Source organism: Arthrobacter sp. E44 (genome assembly GCF_041877125.1).
GTDB lineage: Bacteria > Actinomycetota > Actinomycetes > Actinomycetales > Micrococcaceae > Arthrobacter.
In genome coordinates this window covers 268,027-287,399 of the sequence record NZ_JBHDJA010000001.1, presented here as the reverse complement: position 1 = coordinate 287,399, position 19,373 = coordinate 268,027, and the positions used below count along the sequence as shown (strand labels likewise).

The following is a 19,373-nucleotide window of genomic DNA, read 5'->3' as shown; positions in this document are numbered from 1 at the left end:
AACCTTAAGCCGTGCCGTTTCCCGTCATTTCCTCCGGAACAGCGGTGAGGTGCAGTTCGGCGCCGTCGCGCAGCACTGCCACGTCGAGCGGCTGGCCGATGGCGTCCGCAAACAGGAGCCGCTGCAGGCTCTCGGCGTTGTTCACGGCGCGGCCACCCGCCGTGATGATGATGTCCCCTGCGGACAGGCCCGCCTTGTCCGCGGGCGAACCGGGCAGCACCTCCACGACACGAAGTCCTTCGCGCAGCCCGGTCCGGATCACCGCACTGGGTGTGAGCTGGATGGGAGTGCTGACCAGGCCAAGGTAGGCGCGGCGCACCCGTCCGTCCGCCAGCAGCGCGGAAATGATCCTGCGGGTGGTGGCGTTGATGGGGATGGCCAGTCCCAGGCCGGCGCCCGCCACCGCGGTGTTGATGCCCACGATCCTGGCATGGGTGTCCGCGAGCGCACCGCCGGAGTTTCCGGGGTTCAGGGCCGCGTCCGTCTGGATGACGTCCTCGATGACACGCCTGTTACCGCCTGACCAGACAGGTATGGCACGGCCCAGGCCGCTGACCACCCCTGCGGTCACGGAACCTGCCAGACCCAGGGGGTTCCCCACCGCCACCACAAGCTGCCCCACACGCAGGGTCTCCGCCGCGCCAAACACGGCGGGCCGGACCTTGGGCCGGGAACCGTGGACCACCGCGAGATCGGACAGGGGGTCTGCGCCCACCAGCTCGAGTTCCATCCTGGTGCCGTCGCCAAAGACAGCGTAGCCCTGCCGGGTACCGGCCACGACGTGCGAATTCGTGAGCAGGTAGCCGTCCTCCGTGAAAAGTACGGCCGAGCCCGCTCCCACCCTGACCCGGCCATTACGGCGCTGGGCAGTCATCTCGATCGCCGCCACATGCGGGGTCACCGCAGCCGCTACCCGCATGACGGTCCGGGAATAAGCATCCAGAACGTCGTCGTCCTCCGGTTGCTGGGGTTCCGGCGCCTGCTCCACGGCGCACCTCCTGCCTGCGTTTCCGCCCTGATCCGCCATCGTCCGTTTTATACGCTTGTGGCGGTGGTTTGCCCTGTTGGGGCCTTATAGAAGAAAACGACGGCCGGCGCATCTCCAGTCCCGGCTTCGCTACGCCTTGGGTGAACCGCCACCCGTGCGCGGCTGCTGTCCAGGCCCTAGGATCGGTACCATGACTGATTCCCCTGCAGGATCTCAAACAGAAATCCTGCCCGCCGATGAGTGCTGGAAGTATCTTCGGTCGTCCTACATCGGCAGGCTGGCGGTCATCAACGGTGACGTTCCGGAGATCTTTCCCGTGAATTTCTCCGTGACTGGGGAAACGCTGGTCTTCCGCACCGCACCGGGCACGAAGCTCCGCGCGCTGCTCAGCGGTGCAGTTGCCGCCTTCGAGGTGGACGGGCTCAATCCCTATGCCACGGAAGTCTGGAGCGTGGTGGCGAAGGGCAGGCCGGAACCCTTCGACGAAACCCGGATGTCCCTCCCGGACGGTGACGCCGACCGGGAACCGTGGCAGCCCGGTATCAAGGACCACCTGGTGGCCCTCACGCCCACGGACCTCACCGGGCGCAGGTTCGCGGTAAGGTCACGGACGCGGTGGTGGCCTCCAGTGGATTTTTCCGCCGACTGGTTGTAGGAACTGGCTTTCGGTTCGGCCCGCTTTGGACCGGATGCTCCCGTTTAGCTGGACGCTTCAGGGCTTGAGGACCACTTTGAGCGCTTTGGTTTCGGCAGCGCGGGAGAAGGTGTCGTAGGCATCGAGGAACTGATCGAAGCCAAAATGATGGGTGGCGAACTTTTCCGCACGGATCTTTCCCTGTGACACCAGCTTGAGCAGCATGGGCGTGGTGTTGGTATTCACCAGGCCCATGCTGATGTTGATGTTCTGGATCCAAAGATCCTCGAGGTGCAGTTCCACCGGTTTTCCGTGCACCCCCACGTTGGCCACCGAACCGCCCGGCCGGACAATCTCGGTGCACATAGCGAACGTTGCGGGCACGCCCACCGCTTCGATGGCCACGTCGACGCCGTAGCCGCCTGTGAGGGCAAGGACCTGTTCCTTCCAATCAGCGCTGCCGGAGAGGACCGTGTCCGTCGCCCCGAACTCCTTTGCTTTGTGGAGGCGGTTGGCGTCCAGGTCAATGGCCACCACGGTGGCGGCGCCATACAGTCCTGCCGTGGTGATCGCCGCCAGGCCCACCGGCCCTGCACCCACCACAGCCACGCTGTCCCCGGGCTTGACCCGGCCGTACTGGACACCTATTTCGAATCCGGTGGGAAGGATGTCCGAGAGCATGACTGCTTGTTCGTCGCTGACGCCGGGAGGCAACAGGTGCAGCGAGTTCTCGGCGTAGGGCACGCGGACGTACTCGGCCTGGGTACCGTCGATCAGGTGGCCAAAGATCCATCCGGTGCCTTGCTGGCCTTCTGCTCCCAGGCAGTGCGAGTACAGGCCTGTCTTGCAGTTGATGCAGTGGCCGCAGGACTTGATGCACGAGATGATGACGCGATCGTTGGCTTTCAGGCCCGTCACGGAGGGGCCGGTTTCCACGACGGTCCCCACTCCCTCGTGGCCCAGGATCCGGCCCTTCTGCACGGCGGGTACGTCACCTTTGAGGATGTGCAAGTCGGTACCGCAGATGGTGGTGGTATCGATTTTGACGATGGCGTCGCCGGGTTGCTGGATGCGGGGATCGGGGACGTCGGTCCAGGACTTTTCGCCGGGTCCGCCGTAGACGAGGGCTTTCATGGGCTAATTCCTTAATGTGAGGGCCGGCTTTGCGGCCGCCTGCCGGTTTGGGATGGCTGGCGATGCGGTGGCTGCGTTGAGGCGGGTGGCGTTTGTGTGTGTTGGCTTTCGGCGGGATGCGTTTCGCCGGGCTTGCGGCCCGCAAGGCGTTCCCCCGGTGTCCATACGGTCCGGAGTTTGGCCAGGTGCACGGTTGCCAGCACCAGGAACAGCGCCGAGAGTGCAAGCGCCTGCAGGAGTGCGGCCCCGTCCGGTGCTGCCCCGAACAGGGGCTTGACCAGTTCGCCCACCGCCAGGGAGAAGATGAGCGTGAAGCCCAGAACCTGCAGGGCCGGCAGGAGCAGCAACCCTGTCCGGTGGTTCCGGTATGCCAGGAAGGACAGGATCAGGAACCCGGGCATGATGAAGCAAAGGTCCAGGATGAAGATTGAGTAGAGGGAGTCGATTTGATCGCCCGTCGCCATGAGGGGCAGGAGCATCCCGATCCAGAGGGGATAGAAAATCAGGGGCTGAAGAATGGCACCCGAAGCCGACGTAATCCTCACCGCGCGGGGCAGGGATACCGACGGGTTTGCGCGGTCCAGGCTGGCTCCGGCCGTGGCCAGCGCCCAAAAAGACAGTGCGAAGACGGCCATGTACAGCAGGTAGAAGCCGTTGTAAGTCCGCTCGATGACGTAGATTCCGTAGGCGTAGAAGAGGTAGCCGAGGAGCCCAAGGGCCACAATTTGGTGCTTGGTCCTTTGCGGCCCGGCTGCATATGCCAGGTACAGCAGACCGAGCCCCGCCCCCAGGGAGAGCAGGTCCTGGGAGTACGCCCCGGGCACAAGCCTTGGGGCGACCACGCCGTCATAGATTTCCATTCGCAATATTCCTGTTGCTGCAGCGCCCAGCGCCAGCAGTCCGGCAACAGCCCAGAGCAGGCGGTTGAGGAACAGATGCGTCAGCATGGCCACCTTTCGCAGGAAGAGTCAGGTTCCCGGGGGTCTCCCACAGCGTCGCATTCGCCCTGGCCGGCCTCCAAGGGCCATAGGTCCTTCCTTCCATGCCAGGCCTTTATGCCCTTTCCGCAAGCAGGAGAGTTGCCTACGCTGTGGCCTATGACTGACAACACGAACGTACCGGCGCCGGAAATCCTTGACGCGGCGGAATGCTGGACACTCCTCTCCCAAACCGGGGTGGGGCGGCTCGCCGTCATCGCCGACGGCCACCCCGACGTCTTCCCCGTCAACTACAAGGTGGACGGCCAAACGCTGGTGTTCCGCACCGGCAGCGGCACCAAGCAGCAGGCAATCCAGTCGGATGCCGCGGTTGCACTGGAAGCCGATGCTGTCAGCCCGCAGTTCGGCCTTGCCTGGAGCGTCGTTATCAAGGGCAAGGCACAGGAGACCACGCCCACGGGCCCCGACCTCGACGACATCCGCCGTGCCCTGTTTCCCTGGCAGGGCGTAGGGCAGGAGCACTTCATCCGCATCACGCCGGAGTCCATCACGGGGAGGCGTTTTACAGTAAACGCGCCGCTGCTGTGGCAAACCCCGCTGGACGACGCAACCCGCGCCGGCTTCGAATAGGCGGCCGCCGGGCAGGAGACGCCGGCAGGACAACGGACAGGAGAACGCTGTGCGGGCATGGTGGGTAAACCAGCCGGGGCCCATATCCACCCATCCACTGCTGCTGGGTGAGCGGCCCACCCCCAGACCGGCCGCCGGCGAACTCCTGGTGGAAGTGAGCGTTTGCGGCGTCTGCCGGACAGACCTCCACCTCGCTGAAGGAGACCTGGCACCGCGGCATCCGCACGTGGTGCCAGGCCACGAAGCAGTCGGCGTCGTTATTGAAACGGGGGCGGATTGCACGCGGTTCACGGTAGGTGACAGGGTTGGCGTGGCGTGGCTCGGCGGGACCTGCGGCCGGTGCCCCTACTGCCGCCGAAGTGAAGAGAACCTTTGCTCGTCACCCGTCTTTACCGGCTGGGACAGGGATGGGGGCTACGCAGAGCACCTGACGGTAGCGGAGGACTTTGCCTACCCTCTGCCTGCCTCATTTACCGACGAACAAGCTGCGCCGTTGCTGTGTTCCGGAATTATCGGGTACCGCGCCCTGAAACGTGCAGCCCTGCCGGTCGGCGGGCGCCTGGGCATCTACGGCTTTGGCAGTTCAGCCCACATCACCGCGCAACTGGCACTCAAACAGGGCGCCTCTGTGTTCGTCATGACCCGGTCCCCGGGCGCACGGTCACTGGCGTTGGACCTGGGAGCGGAGTATGCAGGGGACGCGTACGCCGAACCGCCGGTACCGCTCGATTCCGCCATCCTGTTTGCACCGGCAGGTGACCTCGTTCCCGTCGCCCTGCGTGCCCTCGACCGCGGCGGGACGCTGGCAATCGCGGGCATCCACCTGAGCGACATCCCGGCCCTGGATTACGCCAGGGAGCTCTTTTTTGAACGGCAGGTGCGCAGCGTGACAGCCAACACCAGGAGGGACGGGCAGGAGTTCCTGACCCTCGCAGCCCGGCTTTCCCTGGCCCTCACCACCACGGTGTACCCGTTTGCCGCTGCCGATAAGGCCCTGGAAGACCTGGCGGCGGACAGGATAACCGGGTCGGCGGTCCTGCGGGTCCGCCCCGAACAGGCTGTGCAATAGTTTCTGCAGGCCGCCCGATTCCCGTCACTGCGCCACCTCAGCCGAACAGGACGGCGGCCTCCTTGTAGCGCGCCTCGGGCACCACTTTCAGTTGTCCCAGCGCCTCGTCCAGGCCGACATTCACGATGTCCGTGCCACGCAGCGACACCATGGTGCCCCACCGTCCCGCTGCTGCGGATTCGACCGCGGCCAGGCCCAGGCGGGTGGCAAGGACACGGTCGAAGGCCGTTGGCTCGCCGCCGCGCTGAATGTGGCCCAGGACCGTGGCCCGGGTTTCGATGCCGGTCCTCATCTGTAGTTCCCCTTCAAGCAGCAGCCCGATGCCTCCCAGTCGTGGCCTGCCGAAAGTATCCAGGCCGCGGGGGGCGTAAGGCGCAGGGTGCCCCTCGGGTGCGAAGGCTTCGGCCACCACCACAAGGGGAGCCCTGCCGCGGTCGCGGGCGGATACCACCCATGAACAGACCTGGTCCAGGGATACGGGATGCTCCGGTATGAGGATGGCGTGCGCGCCGGAGGCCATCCCGGAATGCAGGGCTATCCACCCTGCGTTGCGGCCCATGACTTCCGCCACCATGCAGCGGTGATGGGATTCGCCTGTGGTCCGCAGGCGGTCCATGGCTTCCGTGGCAGTCTGGACTGCGGTGTCAAAGCCAAAGGTGTAGTCCGTAGCGCCAAGGTCGTTGTCGATGGTCTTGGGCACCCCCACCACGTTGATGTCCTGCGCGCACAGTTCCCGGGCGGCCGCCAGCGTCCCCTCTCCCCCGATGGCGATCAGGCCTTCCAGGCCGTTGCGCCGAAAACAGCTCCGCACGCCATCGATTCCCTTCCCTACCAGCGGGTTGGTTCGCGACGTGCCCAGGATGGTTCCGCCCAGGCGCGAGATCCCACGGACGCTCGTCCGGGGCAAAGGAACGGCGTCCTGTTCAAGGACACCCCGCCATCCGTCCCTGAACCCCAGGAATTCGTATCCGTGCGCCACGTCCCCGCCCAGTACGGCTCCGCGGATGACCGCATTGACCCCCGGGCAGTCACCACCACTGGTGAGGATTCCCAGCCGTTTCACGACGCCGCCAGTCCGGGGGCCCGGGCAGGCAACGGGAAGTGCCGGGTCCGGCCGGGAGGCAGGACAACGTCGGTGCCGTACACATGCACCTTGATGGGGCCGGCGTCGCCAGGGGCGGAGGCGATGCTCATCCGCCCATCCTTGAGATGCACCCGAAGCCGGTGCCCCCGGTACAGGACTTCGAAGGCCACGCCGCGAAGACCCGTGGGCAGGTTGGGGGCGAACACGATGGTCTCCCCGCTGAACCGCAGGCCCGCGAAGCTGCGCTGCACCACGTCGATCGTGCCGCCCATTGCGCCTAAATGGATCCCCGCGCGGGTGGTGCCGTGCTGGGTGTCGTCCAAATCGGCGTCGAGCGCTTCCCGGAAGCTGTCCCAGGCCCTGTCCGCGTCCAGGCCTGCCAGGACGGATGCGTGTGCAACCCTGCTTAGCGTGGAGCCATGGGCCGTCCTGGCGAGGTAGTACTCAATGGTCCGGTTGAGTTGTTCCTGCCCGAACCCGTAATGCAGCCGCTGAAGCATGCTGACCAGTCCTTCGTGGCCCAGCAGGTACGGCAGCATCAGGACATCCGCCTGTTTTGCCAGTTTGTAGCAGTTGGTCGCGTCGTTCTCGGCTTCCAGGATCAGGTCCAGGCGTTCAATGTCACCGTACTCGTCCCGGTAATGCTCCCAATCAAGCTCCTTCAGATCCCCGTAGCCTTCGAACTGGCTGATGACGCCGTCACTGTGAAAGGGGACGTACATCGCGCTTCCCATGTGCGCCCACCCGGCTGTTTCCTCATCGGTGACACCGAGGCGTTCCATGAGCCCGGCACGCTCGCTGCCATGGAGGAAGGACATGATGCCCGCCGCCTGGGCGCAGACCCACGCGGCCATGACGTTGGTGTAGGCATTATCGTCCAGGCCTGGTTTGTCCCGGCCAGGGTACCCCGTGTGGTATTCGTCCGGTCCCACCACGCCGCGCAGGTGGTACCGGCCGCCCTGCTCGTCGTAGCAGGCCAGGGATCGGAAGAACCTGGCAACCTCGATCACCAGCTCGGCCCCCTTTTGGAGGAGCCAAATCTTGTTCCCAGTGGCCTGGAAGTACTGCCAGGCGTTGAAGGCAACGGCCAGCCCCGAGTGGACCTGCAGATGCGAGTGGTCCTTCACCCACCTTCCGGACCTTTCGTTGTACAGCCATTTTGGCGTCTCCTCGGTCCCGTCACTGCCGCTCTGCCATGGGAACTTGGCTCCTTCCAGTCCCGCCATCACTGCAGCATGCCGGGCAGCGGGAAGCCGCCGCCACCGGTAATCGAGCACGGAGCGGGCAATGTCGGGCGTCCTTGAGGTGAGCACCGGCAGGACGAACAGCTCATCCCAAAAGACGTGGCCGCGGTAGCCTTCGCCATGCAGGCCGCGCGCGGTGACGCCGGCGTCGAGTTCGGCCGTGTGGTGGGTCAATGTCTGCAACAAATGGAAGATGTGCAGGTTAAGAACCAGTTTCACCTGGACCGGAGCATCGATGTCCACCAAAAACGGCCGGACTTCGCGCCGCCAGGCATCCTCGTGCGCCGCCAGCAACGCATCATAGTCACCGCCTGCGCGCCCGAGCACGGCCCTGGCCTCAGTCGCCGGGGAGGAGATAGCACGGTCGCGGGACGTCACCACGGCCACTGTCTTGGTGATCCGCGCCGTCGCGCCTGCCTCAAGGGAAAGCAGCAGGGTATGGAAATGGAACGCGCCTTTCCTGCCGCCCTCGCTTCCTTTCGCCGCCTGGGACAGGGATGTCCGATAGGCTGCGGCGATGCGGATCAGGCTTTGCGTGGTTTCCACTTCGACGACGGAGGTTCCGTCGGAAGGCAGCTCCAGGCTGGAGCCACGCGGGGCAGTCATGTCAGCGAGATGGGTGTCGGAGCCCTGGGCGTGTTCAGGCAGGTTGGCGTTGCGCACGGCGGCATTTATGCCGCTGCGGACTTCCAGGTCACCTCTCCAGCCCAGCGCAGTAATCACCGTTTCAAGGACAAGCAGGTGGGGTTCTGCCATGGATGCAAAGCGGGTCTGCACCACTTCCAGGCGCCGGTGGTCTGCGCCCTCCAACAGCAGCCTCCGTTCGAGCAACGCCTTTCTAAGGTCCAGGACACGGCGCTCGCGGATGACGGTCATTCCGCCTTCCGACCACCACGGCTGGCCGGACAGGCGCAAATCAAGCGGCAGGCAATCGGGTGCGTTAACCATGTGTTCTTCCAGCAGCGTCTCGCCGGCGGCCTTGGCGAGGACCCGGTTGTAAACGCCCGCAAGATACATCCCCGCGTAGCTGAAGGGTCCGCCCTCGGGTGCCGCTCCCCGCACGCCCATGTAACCGTTGCCCATCGTGGTCAGCGCTTCCCGGTGCCCCTCGTGCGCGGCGTCGAAACCTTCGTAGACGAGGTGCCATGCGTTGCCGATGACTTGTCCCAGGTCCAGCTCTCCCACGTCGTTGAGGACGATTCCGGCACCGGCCGCTTCGAGCTGGCGGCGGTTCCCGGTGCGGTCGATTCCCACCACGAGGCCGAAGCCGCCGCGCCGGCCGGCCTCGACCCCCGCCGCCGAATCCTCCACCACCACGGCGTGTGCCGGAGCCACCCCCAGCCGTGATGCGGCCTCAAGAAAAACGTCCGGTGCCGGCTTTCCGCGCAGACCCAGCCCGGCCGCCGTCGTTCCGTCCATCACTGCCTGGAACAAATCATGGATGCCTGCCGCTTGCAGGACCAGCGAGGCGTTCCGGCTTGAGGTGACCACGGCGGTTGGCACCGCCGCGCCCGCAAGCCGTTGCAGCAGTTCCAGTGTTCCGGGGTAGCTCTGGACGCCGTCATCGCGGAGGTGCTGCAGGAAGTATTCGTTCTTCCAGGCCCCCAGGCCGAATCCGGTCCAGGCTCCGGCCTCGTCGGTCTCTTTCCCCTTTTCAACCTTGACTCCGCGGGCGGCGAGGAACCGCACCACCCCTTCCTCACGCGGCATCCCGTCAATGAAGGTGAGGTAGTCAGCCCTGCTGAGGGGGGCACGGTTGGCGTCCGCCGGAACCCTGGGGTCATGCAGGATCCGCTCAAACGCGTCTTTCCATGCTGCCTGGTGGACCAGCGCCGTGTTGGTGACCACCCCGTCGAGGTCGAAAATGACGGCGTCGAATGGTGGTTTGGCGGCAGCGGCGGTGGGCGACCCGATCATAGGTAAGTGGTACCAGCAAGCCCGGGTTCCGGAAAGGGCCGATGGGCCCGGCGCCGACTAAGCAGTGTCCCTGCGTGCCGCGTGTCCCACATGGTTCCACCACGTAAGCGGGGATGTGATGGTGAAGCGCCGTCCGCTGACGGAGGTGGGGACGATTCGGACGAAGTGATCCTTTTCGCCAGCCTGCCAAGGGAAAAGTGTCAGCCCGGCCCCCGCCAGGAGTTCCTCTGAGGGCTCCAGGGTGACCGCTCTGCCCTTGACCAGCACGCTCCATGCCTTGGATGCGTCATGGCCGTCGGCTTCAAGCGCGACGGCTAGCGGTCCCCCGGCTGCGCGCAGTTTGGTACCTTCCCCGGTGCGGAAAACAACTGACTGTTGATCCACCTTGTAATTGACCGGGAAGACTTCCGGATACCCGTCCACCAGTACGGCCAGGTGTCCGACGGACACGCCCCGGAGGAGGTCCCAGCACGTTCCTGCATCCAGGACTTCGGTAGGCGTTTGCAGCGCGTCGTTGTGCATGCTCCGAAGATAGCGGGGCGGCGGCCCGGAGTACTAGAGCATTTCGGCCCGGCCCGGGTGCAGGCCACATTTCGGCGCGGACTCCCGGTGCATATAGCCAGCAGCAATTCGCGCCATGCCCGGTGCTAAAGTACAACCGGGTAATTCTCTTCCCTTACCTGGTCAAAATCGGGCCCTTTTCTTGGCTTTATCGACTGCACGTCGCGCGTGAAACGAGCACCGGTCGTAAACAGGTGTCGGCGTCGAGGGGGCAGGGCTTGCATTCACTTGACAGAAAAATTGAGGAGTACGTGTGACCGGACAGGTCTTGCTATCCAGGGCTGACGTGCGGCGGACAGAAGCGGCCAGCGCTACCCGCAAGGACATTCAGGCCCTTCGCGCCTTGGCCGTCGGACTCGTGGTGCTCAATCACCTGTGGCCACTAAGACTTCCAGGTGGTTATGTCGGCGTCGACGTCTTCTTCGTGATTTCGGGATACCTGATTACCAAGCACTTGCTTGGGGAACTGGAGCGCTCGAACCGGATCGACCTCGGGAAGTTCTATTCACGGCGGATCAGGAGATTGCTTCCGGCCGCAACCCTTGTCGCCGTAATTTCGCTATTGGCCGCGTGGGCCCTGCTGCCTTTCTCTCGCTGGGTCTCAATCGCACAGGAAACAATGGCGTCCGTTCTCTACGTTGAAAACTGGGTCCTGGCGGCCAAGTCCGTGGATTACTCTGCGCATAACGAAGTCGCGTCGACCGTGCAGCACTTTTGGTCCTTGTCAGTGGAGGAGCAGTTCTATCTGCTCTGGCCGCTGCTCCTTCTTGGGCTGTTCTTCGCTGCGGCCCGGCTCCGTGTCCGCCGGCGGGTGTTTCTCGCGCTGGGTGTTACTGTCGTCAGCGCCCTGGCCTGGGCTTTTTGTATCTGGTTCACATACACAAACAAGAGCCCGGCCTACTTTGTCACGCCTGCCCGTGTATGGGAGTTCGGCGCGGGAGCCCTGATTGCGATCGGTGGCCCCCAAGCATTGGCGGCTTTACGTCTGCGGCTGCCGAGTTATCATCTGTCTGTGTCCGGCGCGGCACAATGGCTCGGATACTGTTTGATAGCGTATTCCGCGTTTTCCTACAACGAGCAGACGTATTTCCCTGGTATCGCTGCGGCAGTCCCCGTCGTCGGCACTGCGCTCGTGATCGCCTCCGGACCCAACAGCCCGTTCTGGTCCCCTAACCGGATTTTCGCCGTCAAGCCCATCCAGCTGGTGGGTGACGTGTCCTATTCCCTTTATCTGTGGCACTGGCCACTGATCGTTTTGGCCCCGGCACTTTTGGGCCACTCCCTGTGGACCAAGGACAAAATACTTGTACTGGTCCTCGCCATTGCGCTGGCCTATGTTTCCAAGAAACTTGTTGAAGACCCGGGCCGCACTAAACTCCTGCGCGCGGCCAAACCAGTTCACGTCGTCCGATATATGGCAGCGACTATGGCATTTGTCTGCGCCCTTGGCGGCGGTCTCCTGCTGAGCTTTGGCAAGGCCCAGGAAGCCGAAACTGCGAAGCTTCAGTCACTCTCCGGAGGGCCCTGTTACGGGGCGCGCAGCCTGGACCCGAAAAACAATTGCAGCGATCCGTTCGGGGCTGCCCAAGTCGCAAATGTGGGTCCGAATGAAGCACCACGTTTTGACGCTCCCGAATGTCACCCTGCAGCTGACCCCATAGTCTTCGAAGACCAGAAGATCCTGACGGACTGCGATTTCACCGGGGGCGCGCAATCCGCAGCAACCGTATGGCTGATCGGTGACTCGCACGCGGAGCAATGGAAAGGCGCGTTATACGAGCTTGCAAAGCTTCACAAGTGGAAGCTAAAGGAGTCCATGGTCGGCGGCTGTCCATTTGTGGATGTAAAGCGAGTCGCCTTCATGGGAGACCCAGCCACCGATCCTCACTCGCAACTGCGATGCTTGTCGTGGAGTCAGCAGGTTACGGACCGAATTGTCCGGGAAAAGCCCGACATGGTTTTCGTTTCATCATTTGGAGCCGGCGAAAGCATAGATGACGGCACCGGCCGCTCCCAGCTTGACCAGTACAACGATGCGGTAACCAAGCGATTCAGAGAATGGACTGACGCCGGTTCACGGGTCTTCGTCTTCCGGGATCCCCCGCTGACCCTGCGGCACAGCAGCCCGGACTGCGTCGCGCTCAACCAGCAACACCCGATTAGCTGCGCAAACGCGCGGGCCGAGGCTTTGCTGCCGGACCCTGTCGCTGATGCCGCCCACCGCATCGGCAAACCTAATGTGAAAGTCCTCGACCTGTCCGATCAGTTCTGTGACGACCGCAGCTGCTATGCAGTGATAGGTGGCCTCCAGGTTTACGCCGATTATGACCATGCGGCACGCAGCTACATCCGCTCCCTCGTGCCCGTGCTGGCTCAGAGGTTTAACGAGGCCCAGCAATAAGTCCTCCTACGGCACCCCGGCCAGTTGACCGGGGTGCTCGCCACATCGGCATCGGTTGCGCCGACGCCCGCAAACATGTGCGGATGCTCGTCCACAACGACGTCACCATCAGCGACGCCACCACCGGCGGGATCATCCGCGAACTCACCATCGACCGCGCCAAGGAACCGCCAGCCCAGAAAAACAGGGCAAAGAAAAACACCCCGGTCCGAAGACCGGGGTGCTACCGATGACTCGACTCATCCGTGAAGGATGGCTCGAGTCACCATTGGGTGGAGATGGGGGGAATTGAACCCCCGTCCGATGTCGTGTTGTCAGGGCTTCTCCGGGCGCAGTTTGCGTCGGATTTTCTCGGCCCCAGCCATGCTGCAAACAGCTGGCTGATCCGGGCCCAGTCATCTAAAAGTCCCGTTTACTCCGATGACGGGAGCAAACAGCAGTGGCTATCTAAATGACGCCAGGATCCGGGGCGATAGCAACCCCGGGCTGACGGACTGTCTTACTGCTTAGGCAGCGAGAGCGAAGTCAGTGCGCTTAGATTCGGCACTTATTGGTTTGCAGAAAGCGTTTACGAGATAATTCTGCATCCTCGGCCCGCTTCACCTGTCGCGACTAACACCGTCGAAACCGATCATCCCCGTATTTTGTTACCAAACCGGCTGGCAAGCCTGCCGGACTATCCATACTAACGCATACCCCGGCGAAATAATTCCTACCGGCGACGGTTGCGTTCGCGCATCTCACGCTGCGCCTCGCGATTGTCCTGCTGCTCCCGCAGCGTCTGCCGCTTGTCGTACTCGCGTTTACCGCGGGCCACGGCGATTTCCACCTTGGCGCGGCCGTCCACAAAGTAGAGCTGCAGCGGAACGATGGTGTAGCCGGCTTCCTGGACCTTGCGGGAGATCTTGATGAGCTCCTCGCGGTGCAGCAGCAGCTTACGGCGGCGGCGTGCAGCGTGATTGGTCCAGCTGCCCTGGTTGTACTCCGGAATGTGGATGGCTTCCATCCACAGCTCGTTGTTATAGAACGTGCAGAATCCGTCCACCATGGAGGCATGGCCCTCGCGCAGGGACTTCACTTCGGTGCCCATCAACGCGATGCCGGCCTCGTAGGTGTCCAGCACATGGTAATCGTGCCGGGCCTTGCGGTTGGTGGCCACCACCTTACGGCCACTTTCTTTAGGCACGGGAAAACTCCTCAAGTTCAAGTTGGCAGCTCCCCGCCTGGCGGCGCAGAGCTATCCCAGTCTACGGCAGGGGTGTTCTCCCCTACAGCAGCCCCATGGGATCTACAGCCTTGCCGTTGAGCCATGTTTCGAAGTGGGCGTGGCAGCCGGTGGAGTTACCGGTGCTGCCGGAGTAGGCAATGAGCTGGCCTTGGGAGACGCGCTGCCCATTCGAGACGACGATGCTGGAGTTGTGGTAATAGATGGTGGTCAGGGTGTTCCCCTGCACCAGGCCATGATCAATCTTGACGCGCCACCCGCCACCGTCGGCGGAGTTCCAGCCGGAGCTAAAGACTTCCCCGGCCGCCGCCGCGTACACGGGGGTGCCACAGGCGGCACCGAAGTCGATTCCCGTGTGCATATAGCCGCCGGTGCCGTAGAAGTCGATCGTTCCCGGCGGAGTTGTGCGGTAGCCAAAGCCTGAGGTGATGGGGATGCTGCCGTCGAACGGGTGGCGGAGGCCAAAGGCCGACGGCGACCCTACCGCGGGCGGTACATACGGCTGAACGGGCGGCGCCGGGCGGTTCGCTGCCGCGGCTGCGGCTGCTGCAGCGGCGGCAGCTGCAGCAGCAGCCTCTGCCTGCCGGCGCTGCTCCGCTTCCCACGCCTCCCGGGCTTTTCGGTCACGTTCTGCGATTTCGTTGGCAACTTGGTTCTGGTTGGCTTGGACACCGGCAAGTTTGGCCTGAATTCCGGGCTTGGCGGCCTGGAGCTCAGCGTCAAGGCGCGTGGTATCCGCAATTAGTTGGTCTACCTGCGCCTTCTTCGCCGCAGCTTCGTCACGCGCCGCCTTTTCCCGTTCCAGAGCGGCGTCGGCTTTGGCCTTGAGGTCCTTGATTTCCACTTCCACGGCCTGAAGGCGGGCTTCAGAGTTTACGTTGGTGGCGTTCTGCTGGTTGAGCTTGTCCATGGCCGCGTTCTGGCTGCGCATGGCCTGGTCAGCCAGGTCCATGGTTTCAGTCAGGCTGCTGCCGCTGTTGGAGCCGAAGAACAGCGACAGGTTGGAGGGAACGCCGCCGGATTTGTAGGCTTGCGTGGCAATCTGGCCGATCAGTTTCTTGGTATCGGCGATCTTCTGCTTGTCCGTTTCAAGCTGCTGGGTGATCTTCGCCTTGTTCTGCTGGGCCATGTCCACACGCGCGGCCAGTGCCTCCGATTCCTTCACCGCGCTGGCCACGCGACCCTGCGCGTCGAGCAGCGCCTGCTGGGCACCCGGAAGCTGGCCCTGGTAAATCACCAGGTCCCCGGCGGCCTTTGCAATCCGGGAATCGACAAATTCGAGGGAAGCCTGCACGCGTGCGGCTTCTGCTTCGAGCGCAGCTTTGCGGTCCTCGAGGTCGTCGGCGAAGGCGACGGGCGTCGCAACGGCCATCCCCGCGGACAGCAGAATGGTGAGCACACCGCTGATGACCCCCAAACGGCGTCCGGCGGTCCGCCCTCGGCTGTGCCGAGGACGGGGCAAGGGTTGATCAATCAGGTTCATGGGCATTCCTTGGTCGGTGTGCACAGCCTAAACGCGCAAATATCTACGTAAGGTCAAGAGAGACGAAATTCCTGCCAAGGATCCGCCAAGGACCAGCAGCGCCGGAGCGAGGATCAGGGTCTGGCCGGATGAGATGAAGGCCGTATCGGGGTATTGCCGCGACATGTAGTCGCCGAGGAAGAACTGCGCCACCGCCCACAGGGTGCCCGAGGCCAGGGCAGCACCGATCACTGCTGCGATGACGCCTTCCAGGATGAACGGCAGCTGGATCACCGTTTTTGAGGCTCCCACGAGCCGCATGATTCCGGTTTCCCGGCGTCGGCTGAAGGCGGAGAGCCTGATGGTGGTGGCGATCAGCAGGATGGCGCAGACGATCATGACACCTGCGATGCCCACTGCCACCAAGGAGGCGCCGTTCATCACCGAGAACAGGCGTTCGAGCAGCTGGCGCTGGTCAATGACCGTTTCCACGCCCGGCTGGGACGAGAACGTCTCGCTGATGATCTGGTACTTCTGTGGATCCTTCATGTTGATCCGGAACGATGCCGGCAGCTGGTCCGGCGTCACGGAATCGACGATGGGCGAATTGGAGAACTGGTCCTTGAAGTGCTTGTAGGCCTCATCCTTGGACTCAAACTGGAAGTCGTTGATGTACTGCGCCACAGCCGGGGACTCCAGGAGAGCGTTGAGGCCCTGTTGCTGCTCAGGGGTGACAGGCCCGGACGCGCAGCCCGGCGCCGTCGAACCTTCACTGCACAGGAAGATGGCCACCTGGACTTTGTCGTACCAGTAGCCTTTCATCTGGTTGATCTGCATCTGCAGCATGCCGGCGGCGCCCACGAAGGTAAGGGACACGAACGTCACCAGGATGACCGAGACCACCATGGAAAGGTTGCGGCGCAGACCGCTGCCGATCTCGGACAGGATGAACGCGAGCCTCATCGCTGGGCCTCGCCTTCGGCACCGTTACCCGGCAGGCCGCCGTCGGGCGTTTCCCTGCCGCTGGCGTCCTTCAGGCGGCGGGACTGGCCGACGACCGGAATCATCGATGTGTACAGGGCCTTGGCTTCGTCGCGGATCACAACGCCGTTTTTGAGCTCGACCACCCGCTTGCGCATCTCGTTGACGATGTCGTCATCGTGCGTGGCCATCACCACGGTGGTTCCGTTCTGGTTGATCTTGTCCAGCACGCCCATAATGCCCATGGAGGTGGTGGGGTCCAGGTTTCCGGTGGGTTCGTCAGCGAGGAGGATCCCGGGCCGGTTGACCACGGCTCGGGCGATGGCGACGCGCTGCTGCTCGCCGCCGGAAAGCTCGTGCGGCATGCGGTGTTCCTTGCCCTCAAGCCCTACCGTTTTGAGGACCTCGGGGACGGTGTCGCGGATAACGCTGCGGCTCTTGCCGATGACCTGCATGGCGAACGCTACGTTGGCGAACACATTCTTCTGCGGCAGGAGGCGGAAGTCCTGGAAGACGACGCCGATGCCCCGGCGAAGGCGCGGAACGCGCCAGCTGGAAATCTTGGCCACGTTCTGGCCGGCGACATAGACAGCACCGGAGGTGGCGCGGTCTTCCTTCAGAACGAGCCGGAGGAACGTCGACTTTCCGGAACCGGAGGCGCCGACAAGGAAGGCGAATTCGCCGCGGTCAATCTCAAGGGTGACCGAATCCAGCGCCGGACGGGCTTTCTGGTCGTATACCTTGGTGACATTTTCGAATCGGATCATGGCCCTAAGTACCCTGCAGGGCATGGCTGATTCTTCAGATGCAGCCCAGTTCTGCAGCCGGTGCACGGGTTTTCGTTTGGGGAAAGTAGGGCCCCGGCCCCTTGACTATACGCAAAACGTCCGGCGGTTGGCCGGGCTTCCAGGGGCGTGTCGCCGGATCAGCGGTCCCCGGACCTTGGAGTGAGGGCTACTTTTCGGCGTTCCGGTTGTCTGTTCGCCAGCGGATGCCGGCGTCGATGAAGTCATCAATTTCACCGTCGAACACTGCCGCGGTATTGCCCACCTCGTGCTCGGTCCGCAGGTCCTTCACCATTTGGTACGGGTTCAGGACGTAGGAGCGCATCTGGTCACCCCAGGATGCCTTGACGTCCCCGGCCAGCGCCTTCTTTTCCGCATCCTCCTGCTCCTTCTTCAAAAGCAGGAGGCGGGACTGCAGCACGCGCATGGCAGCTGCACGGTTCTGCAGCTGGGACTTTTCATTCTGCATGGACACCACGGTGCCCGTCGGGATATGGGTAAGGCGGACAGCGGAGTCGGTCGTGTTCACCGACTGGCCGCCAGGGCCGGATGAACGGAAGACGTCCACCCTGATTTCGTTGTCGGGGATGTCGATCGAGTCGGTCTGTTCGATCAGCGGAATGACTTCAACAGCAGCGAAGGAGGTCTGCCGGCGGCCCTGGTTATCAAAGGGGCTGATCCTGACGAGGCGGTGGGTCCCGGCTTCCACGCTCAGGGTCCCGTACGCGTAGGGCGCCTTCACCTCGAAAGTGGCGGACTTGAGTCCAGCCTCTTCCGCGTAGGAAGTATCCATGACGGTTGTGGGGTAGCCGTGCCGTTCCGCCCAGCGGAGGTACATGCGCATGAGCATCTCGGCAAAGTCTGCGGCATCAACGCCTCCTGCGCCCGCGCGAATGGAAACCACGGCTTCGCGCTCGTCGTACTCACCCGAGAGCAGTGTCACGACTTCCAGGTCCTTGAGGGCCTTCTTAATGGACTCAAGTTCGGCCGCGGCCTCCCCCATCGAGTCGGCGTCGTCCTCGTCCTGCCCGAGCTCAACCAGTACTTCCAGATCGTCGATCCGGGCCGCAAGATTGGTGAGGCGTTCCAGTTCCGACTGTCGGTGGGAGAGCCGCGAGGTGATTTTCTGTGCGGCCGCGGGATCGTCCCAAAGGTCGGGCTCCCCTGCCCGCTCGCTGAGTTCTGCGATGTCCTCCTTGAGTGCCTCCACGTCGGAAACGCGTTCAATGGACTCGTAGGTGGCGCGGAGCGCGCGGATTTCAGCGGAAAAATCAATATTGGCCATGGTGGTTTAAGCCTACGCTATCGGGGCATACCGCCCGGCCCGGCCCGTGAGCCGGTTCAGTGGCCCGTCGTCGCGACGGCCAGCCGGCCAACGCGTCAGCGGGTCAGCCGCGAACGCGCGGTTGATGTCGCCTCGATGCGGATGCCGTCAGGAACCAGGAAGTTCACTACGGGCGGGTGGACGGAGGCAGTGAGGACCACGACGGCAGTGGAACCGTCCGGCGTGCCCGTTGCCCCGGTGACAGCAAGGCTGGAAAACCGCTGCGAGGCGGGGCTCCTGGCGACGAAATCGGCGGCCACATTTCGGACCCGGGCGGGGTTGAGGACAGCGGATGGGCTTCCCCCCTCTGCTGAGACTTCCCCCAGTGTGTAGCTGTCGGCCGCAGCCAGGGACGCCGCATCCGCCAAGGACAGGAGACGCTTGTGCTCCAGGTACACCGCGGTTATGCCGATGACCACGGTCGCCACTAAAAGCGCCAGGAGCACGTAGCCGAGGATCATCACCATCAGCTGTCCGCTTTCATCCGGTTCCCTGCGTTTCACCGGTACCGACCGACGAGCTGGGTAGAAGATGCTTCTACCTCCGTTGCGGACAACCCTTCGGCAAACGGCACGAACGGCAGGGGCACGCCCAGCCTGACGGTCACGGTTACCGCAGTGCCCGCCGCCTGGCAGTCGGCGGGATTGCAGGTGGTGGTCATGGTGGCGCGGTCCGGCTGGTGCCCGAAGTCGGAAAGGGCAAGAGCCACCGCCCGCTCCGCTGTTGCCTGGGCCGTGGAGGAATCGGGCTGGGCGACAAACACCTTCGCTGCCTGGTCTGCGGCGCCCACCACCGCAAACGATCCTCCCTGGATTTGGCCAACCGTGATTACGAAGTACACGAGCGGGACCATCAGCAGGAGTGCAAGGAAGGTGAACTCGACTACCGCGCTTCCCTGTTCACTGGAACGCCGCTGCCGGTACACAGGCCCTTTGGATGTTTGATCCGACTCACAGTCCCGGTCGCTTTTGAAGCAGAGTGTCTCAGCCAGGCGCG

At 63.6% G+C, this 19,373-nt stretch carries 18 protein-coding genes and 1 other RNA gene; 5 read left to right on the top strand and 14 right to left on the bottom strand.

The window, feature by feature from the left end; all coding sequences use genetic code 11:
- Positions 1-4 precede the first annotated feature (4 nt).
- Positions 5-988, bottom strand: coding sequence for a S1C family serine protease (locus tag ACETK3_RS01250; protein WP_373992388.1), 984 nt, complete (start codon positions 986-988; stop codon positions 5-7).
- A gap of 190 nt (positions 989-1,178) precedes the next feature.
- Between ACETK3_RS01250 and ACETK3_RS01245 the strand changes: the two genes are divergently transcribed.
- Complete coding sequence (locus ACETK3_RS01245; RefSeq protein WP_373992387.1) at positions 1,179-1,643, top strand: pyridoxamine 5'-phosphate oxidase family protein; 465 nt, start codon at positions 1,179-1,181, stop codon at positions 1,641-1,643.
- Positions 1,644-1,700: 57 nt separating this feature from the next.
- On the opposite strand, the gene ACETK3_RS01240 is transcribed toward ACETK3_RS01245, so the two are convergent.
- Positions 1,701-2,756 (bottom strand): zinc-dependent alcohol dehydrogenase family protein, encoded by a 1,056-nt coding sequence (locus tag ACETK3_RS01240; RefSeq protein WP_373992386.1) that lies wholly within the window; start codon positions 2,754-2,756, stop codon positions 1,701-1,703.
- Positions 2,757-2,767: 11 nt separating this feature from the next.
- On the bottom strand, positions 2,768-3,703 hold the full coding sequence (locus ACETK3_RS01235; RefSeq protein ID WP_373992385.1) for a hypothetical protein: 936 nt from the start codon (positions 3,701-3,703) through the stop codon (positions 2,768-2,770).
- A gap of 150 nt (positions 3,704-3,853) precedes the next feature.
- Here ACETK3_RS01235 and ACETK3_RS01230 point away from each other — a divergent pair, with 150 nt between their 5' ends.
- Together ACETK3_RS01230 and ACETK3_RS01225 are read left to right on the top strand one after the other, a co-directional pair.
- Positions 3,854-4,324 (top strand): pyridoxamine 5'-phosphate oxidase family protein, encoded by a 471-nt coding sequence (locus ACETK3_RS01230; protein ID WP_237428508.1) that lies wholly within the window; start codon positions 3,854-3,856, stop codon positions 4,322-4,324.
- A 49-nt stretch (positions 4,325-4,373) separates the two neighbouring features.
- On the top strand, positions 4,374-5,393 hold the full coding sequence (locus ACETK3_RS01225) for a zinc-dependent alcohol dehydrogenase family protein (protein WP_373992384.1): 1,020 nt from the start codon (positions 4,374-4,376) through the stop codon (positions 5,391-5,393).
- Between the two features lie 37 nt (positions 5,394-5,430).
- Here ACETK3_RS01225 and ACETK3_RS01220 read toward each other — a convergent pair whose 3' ends face one another.
- The 3 genes from ACETK3_RS01220 to ACETK3_RS01210 are packed head-to-tail and all read right to left on the bottom strand — an operon-like array spanning position 5,431 to position 10,160.
- Entirely contained in the window at positions 5,431-6,456 is a 1,026-nt protein-coding gene (locus ACETK3_RS01220) for an ATP-dependent 6-phosphofructokinase (protein WP_236798857.1), read from the bottom strand.
- Complete coding sequence (locus ACETK3_RS01215) at positions 6,453-9,638, bottom strand: HAD-IA family hydrolase (RefSeq protein ID WP_237428509.1); 3,186 nt, start codon at positions 9,636-9,638, stop codon at positions 6,453-6,455. Before ACETK3_RS01215 ends, ACETK3_RS01220 begins: the two co-directional genes overlap by 4 nt.
- A 57-nt stretch (positions 9,639-9,695) precedes the next feature.
- Positions 9,696-10,160: a pyridoxamine 5'-phosphate oxidase family protein gene (locus tag ACETK3_RS01210; RefSeq protein WP_237428510.1), complete on the bottom strand. Its 465-nt coding sequence runs from the start codon at positions 10,158-10,160 to the stop codon at positions 9,696-9,698.
- Positions 10,161-10,452: 292 nt separating this feature from the next.
- Here ACETK3_RS01210 and ACETK3_RS01205 point away from each other — a divergent pair, with 292 nt between their 5' ends.
- Both ACETK3_RS01205 and ACETK3_RS01200 read left to right on the top strand, forming a co-directional pair.
- Entirely contained in the window at positions 10,453-12,600 is a 2,148-nt protein-coding gene (locus ACETK3_RS01205; protein WP_373992383.1) for an acyltransferase family protein, read from the top strand.
- 83 nt (positions 12,601-12,683) lie between these two features.
- Complete coding sequence (locus tag ACETK3_RS01200) at positions 12,684-12,833, top strand: hypothetical protein (RefSeq protein WP_237428512.1); 150 nt, start codon at positions 12,684-12,686, stop codon at positions 12,831-12,833.
- A 37-nt stretch (positions 12,834-12,870) separates the two neighbouring features.
- Here ACETK3_RS01200 and ssrA read toward each other — a convergent pair.
- From ssrA to ACETK3_RS01160, 8 genes are all read right to left on the bottom strand, one after another.
- Positions 12,871-13,239, bottom strand: a transfer-messenger RNA (tmRNA) gene (gene ssrA / locus ACETK3_RS01195).
- 73 nt (positions 13,240-13,312) lie between these two features.
- Positions 13,313-13,786: an SsrA-binding protein SmpB gene (gene smpB, locus ACETK3_RS01190; protein ID WP_373992382.1), complete on the bottom strand. Its 474-nt coding sequence runs from the start codon at positions 13,784-13,786 to the stop codon at positions 13,313-13,315.
- 82 nt (positions 13,787-13,868) lie between these two features.
- Positions 13,869-15,308, bottom strand: coding sequence for a M23 family metallopeptidase (locus tag ACETK3_RS01185; RefSeq protein WP_236798862.1), 1,440 nt, complete (start codon positions 15,306-15,308; stop codon positions 13,869-13,871).
- Between the two features lie 27 nt (positions 15,309-15,335).
- Positions 15,336-16,250: a permease-like cell division protein FtsX gene (gene ftsX / locus ACETK3_RS01180; RefSeq protein ID WP_236798863.1), complete on the bottom strand. Its 915-nt coding sequence runs from the start codon at positions 16,248-16,250 to the stop codon at positions 15,336-15,338.
- A complete protein-coding gene (ftsE, locus tag ACETK3_RS01175; RefSeq protein WP_236798864.1) occupies positions 16,247-17,035 on the bottom strand; it encodes a cell division ATP-binding protein FtsE in 789 nt (262 codons plus the stop codon). The genes ftsX and ftsE overlap by 4 nt, the downstream gene beginning before the upstream one ends.
- Before the next feature lie 187 nt (positions 17,036-17,222).
- Positions 17,223-18,338, bottom strand: a complete 1,116-nt coding sequence (prfB, locus tag ACETK3_RS01170; RefSeq protein WP_236798865.1) for a peptide chain release factor 2 — start codon at positions 18,336-18,338, stop codon at positions 17,223-17,225.
- A 95-nt stretch (positions 18,339-18,433) separates the two neighbouring features.
- Positions 18,434-18,880: a pilus assembly protein TadG-related protein gene (locus ACETK3_RS01165; RefSeq protein ID WP_236820040.1), complete on the bottom strand. Its 447-nt coding sequence runs from the start codon at positions 18,878-18,880 to the stop codon at positions 18,434-18,436.
- Positions 18,877-19,302 (bottom strand): hypothetical protein, encoded by a 426-nt coding sequence (locus ACETK3_RS01160; RefSeq protein ID WP_236820042.1) that lies wholly within the window; start codon positions 19,300-19,302, stop codon positions 18,877-18,879. The genes ACETK3_RS01165 and ACETK3_RS01160 overlap by 4 nt, the downstream gene beginning before the upstream one ends.
- Positions 19,303-19,373 lie beyond the last annotated feature (71 nt).

Bases quoted from the DNA above. Each gene is read 5' to 3' on its own strand.
- ACETK3_RS01245 (WP_373992387.1), top strand. From the start codon at position 1,179: ATGACTGATTCCCCTGCAGGATCTCAAACAGAAATCCTGCCCGCCGAT.
- ACETK3_RS01240 (WP_373992386.1), bottom strand. From the start codon at position 2,756: ATGAAAGCCCTCGTCTACGGCGGACCCGGCGAAAAGTCCTGGACCGAC.
- ACETK3_RS01235 (WP_373992385.1), bottom strand. From the start codon at position 3,703: ATGCTGACGCATCTGTTCCTCAACCGCCTGCTCTGGGCTGTTGCCGGA.
- ACETK3_RS01230 (WP_237428508.1), top strand. From the start codon at position 3,854: ATGACTGACAACACGAACGTACCGGCGCCGGAAATCCTTGACGCGGCG.
- ACETK3_RS01215 (WP_237428509.1), bottom strand. From the start codon at position 9,638: ATGATCGGGTCGCCCACCGCCGCTGCCGCCAAACCACCATTCGACGCC.
- ACETK3_RS01210 (WP_237428510.1), bottom strand. From the start codon at position 10,160: ATGCACAACGACGCGCTGCAAACGCCTACCGAAGTCCTGGATGCAGGA.
- ACETK3_RS01200 (WP_237428512.1), top strand. From the start codon at position 12,684: ATGCTCGTCCACAACGACGTCACCATCAGCGACGCCACCACCGGCGGG.
- ACETK3_RS01185 (WP_236798862.1), bottom strand. From the start codon at position 15,308: ATGAACCTGATTGATCAACCCTTGCCCCGTCCTCGGCACAGCCGAGGG.
- ftsX (WP_236798863.1), bottom strand. From the start codon at position 16,250: ATGAGGCTCGCGTTCATCCTGTCCGAGATCGGCAGCGGTCTGCGCCGC.
- ftsE (WP_236798864.1), bottom strand. From the start codon at position 17,035: ATGATCCGATTCGAAAATGTCACCAAGGTATACGACCAGAAAGCCCGT.
- prfB (WP_236798865.1), bottom strand. From the start codon at position 18,338: ATGGCCAATATTGATTTTTCCGCTGAAATCCGCGCGCTCCGCGCCACC.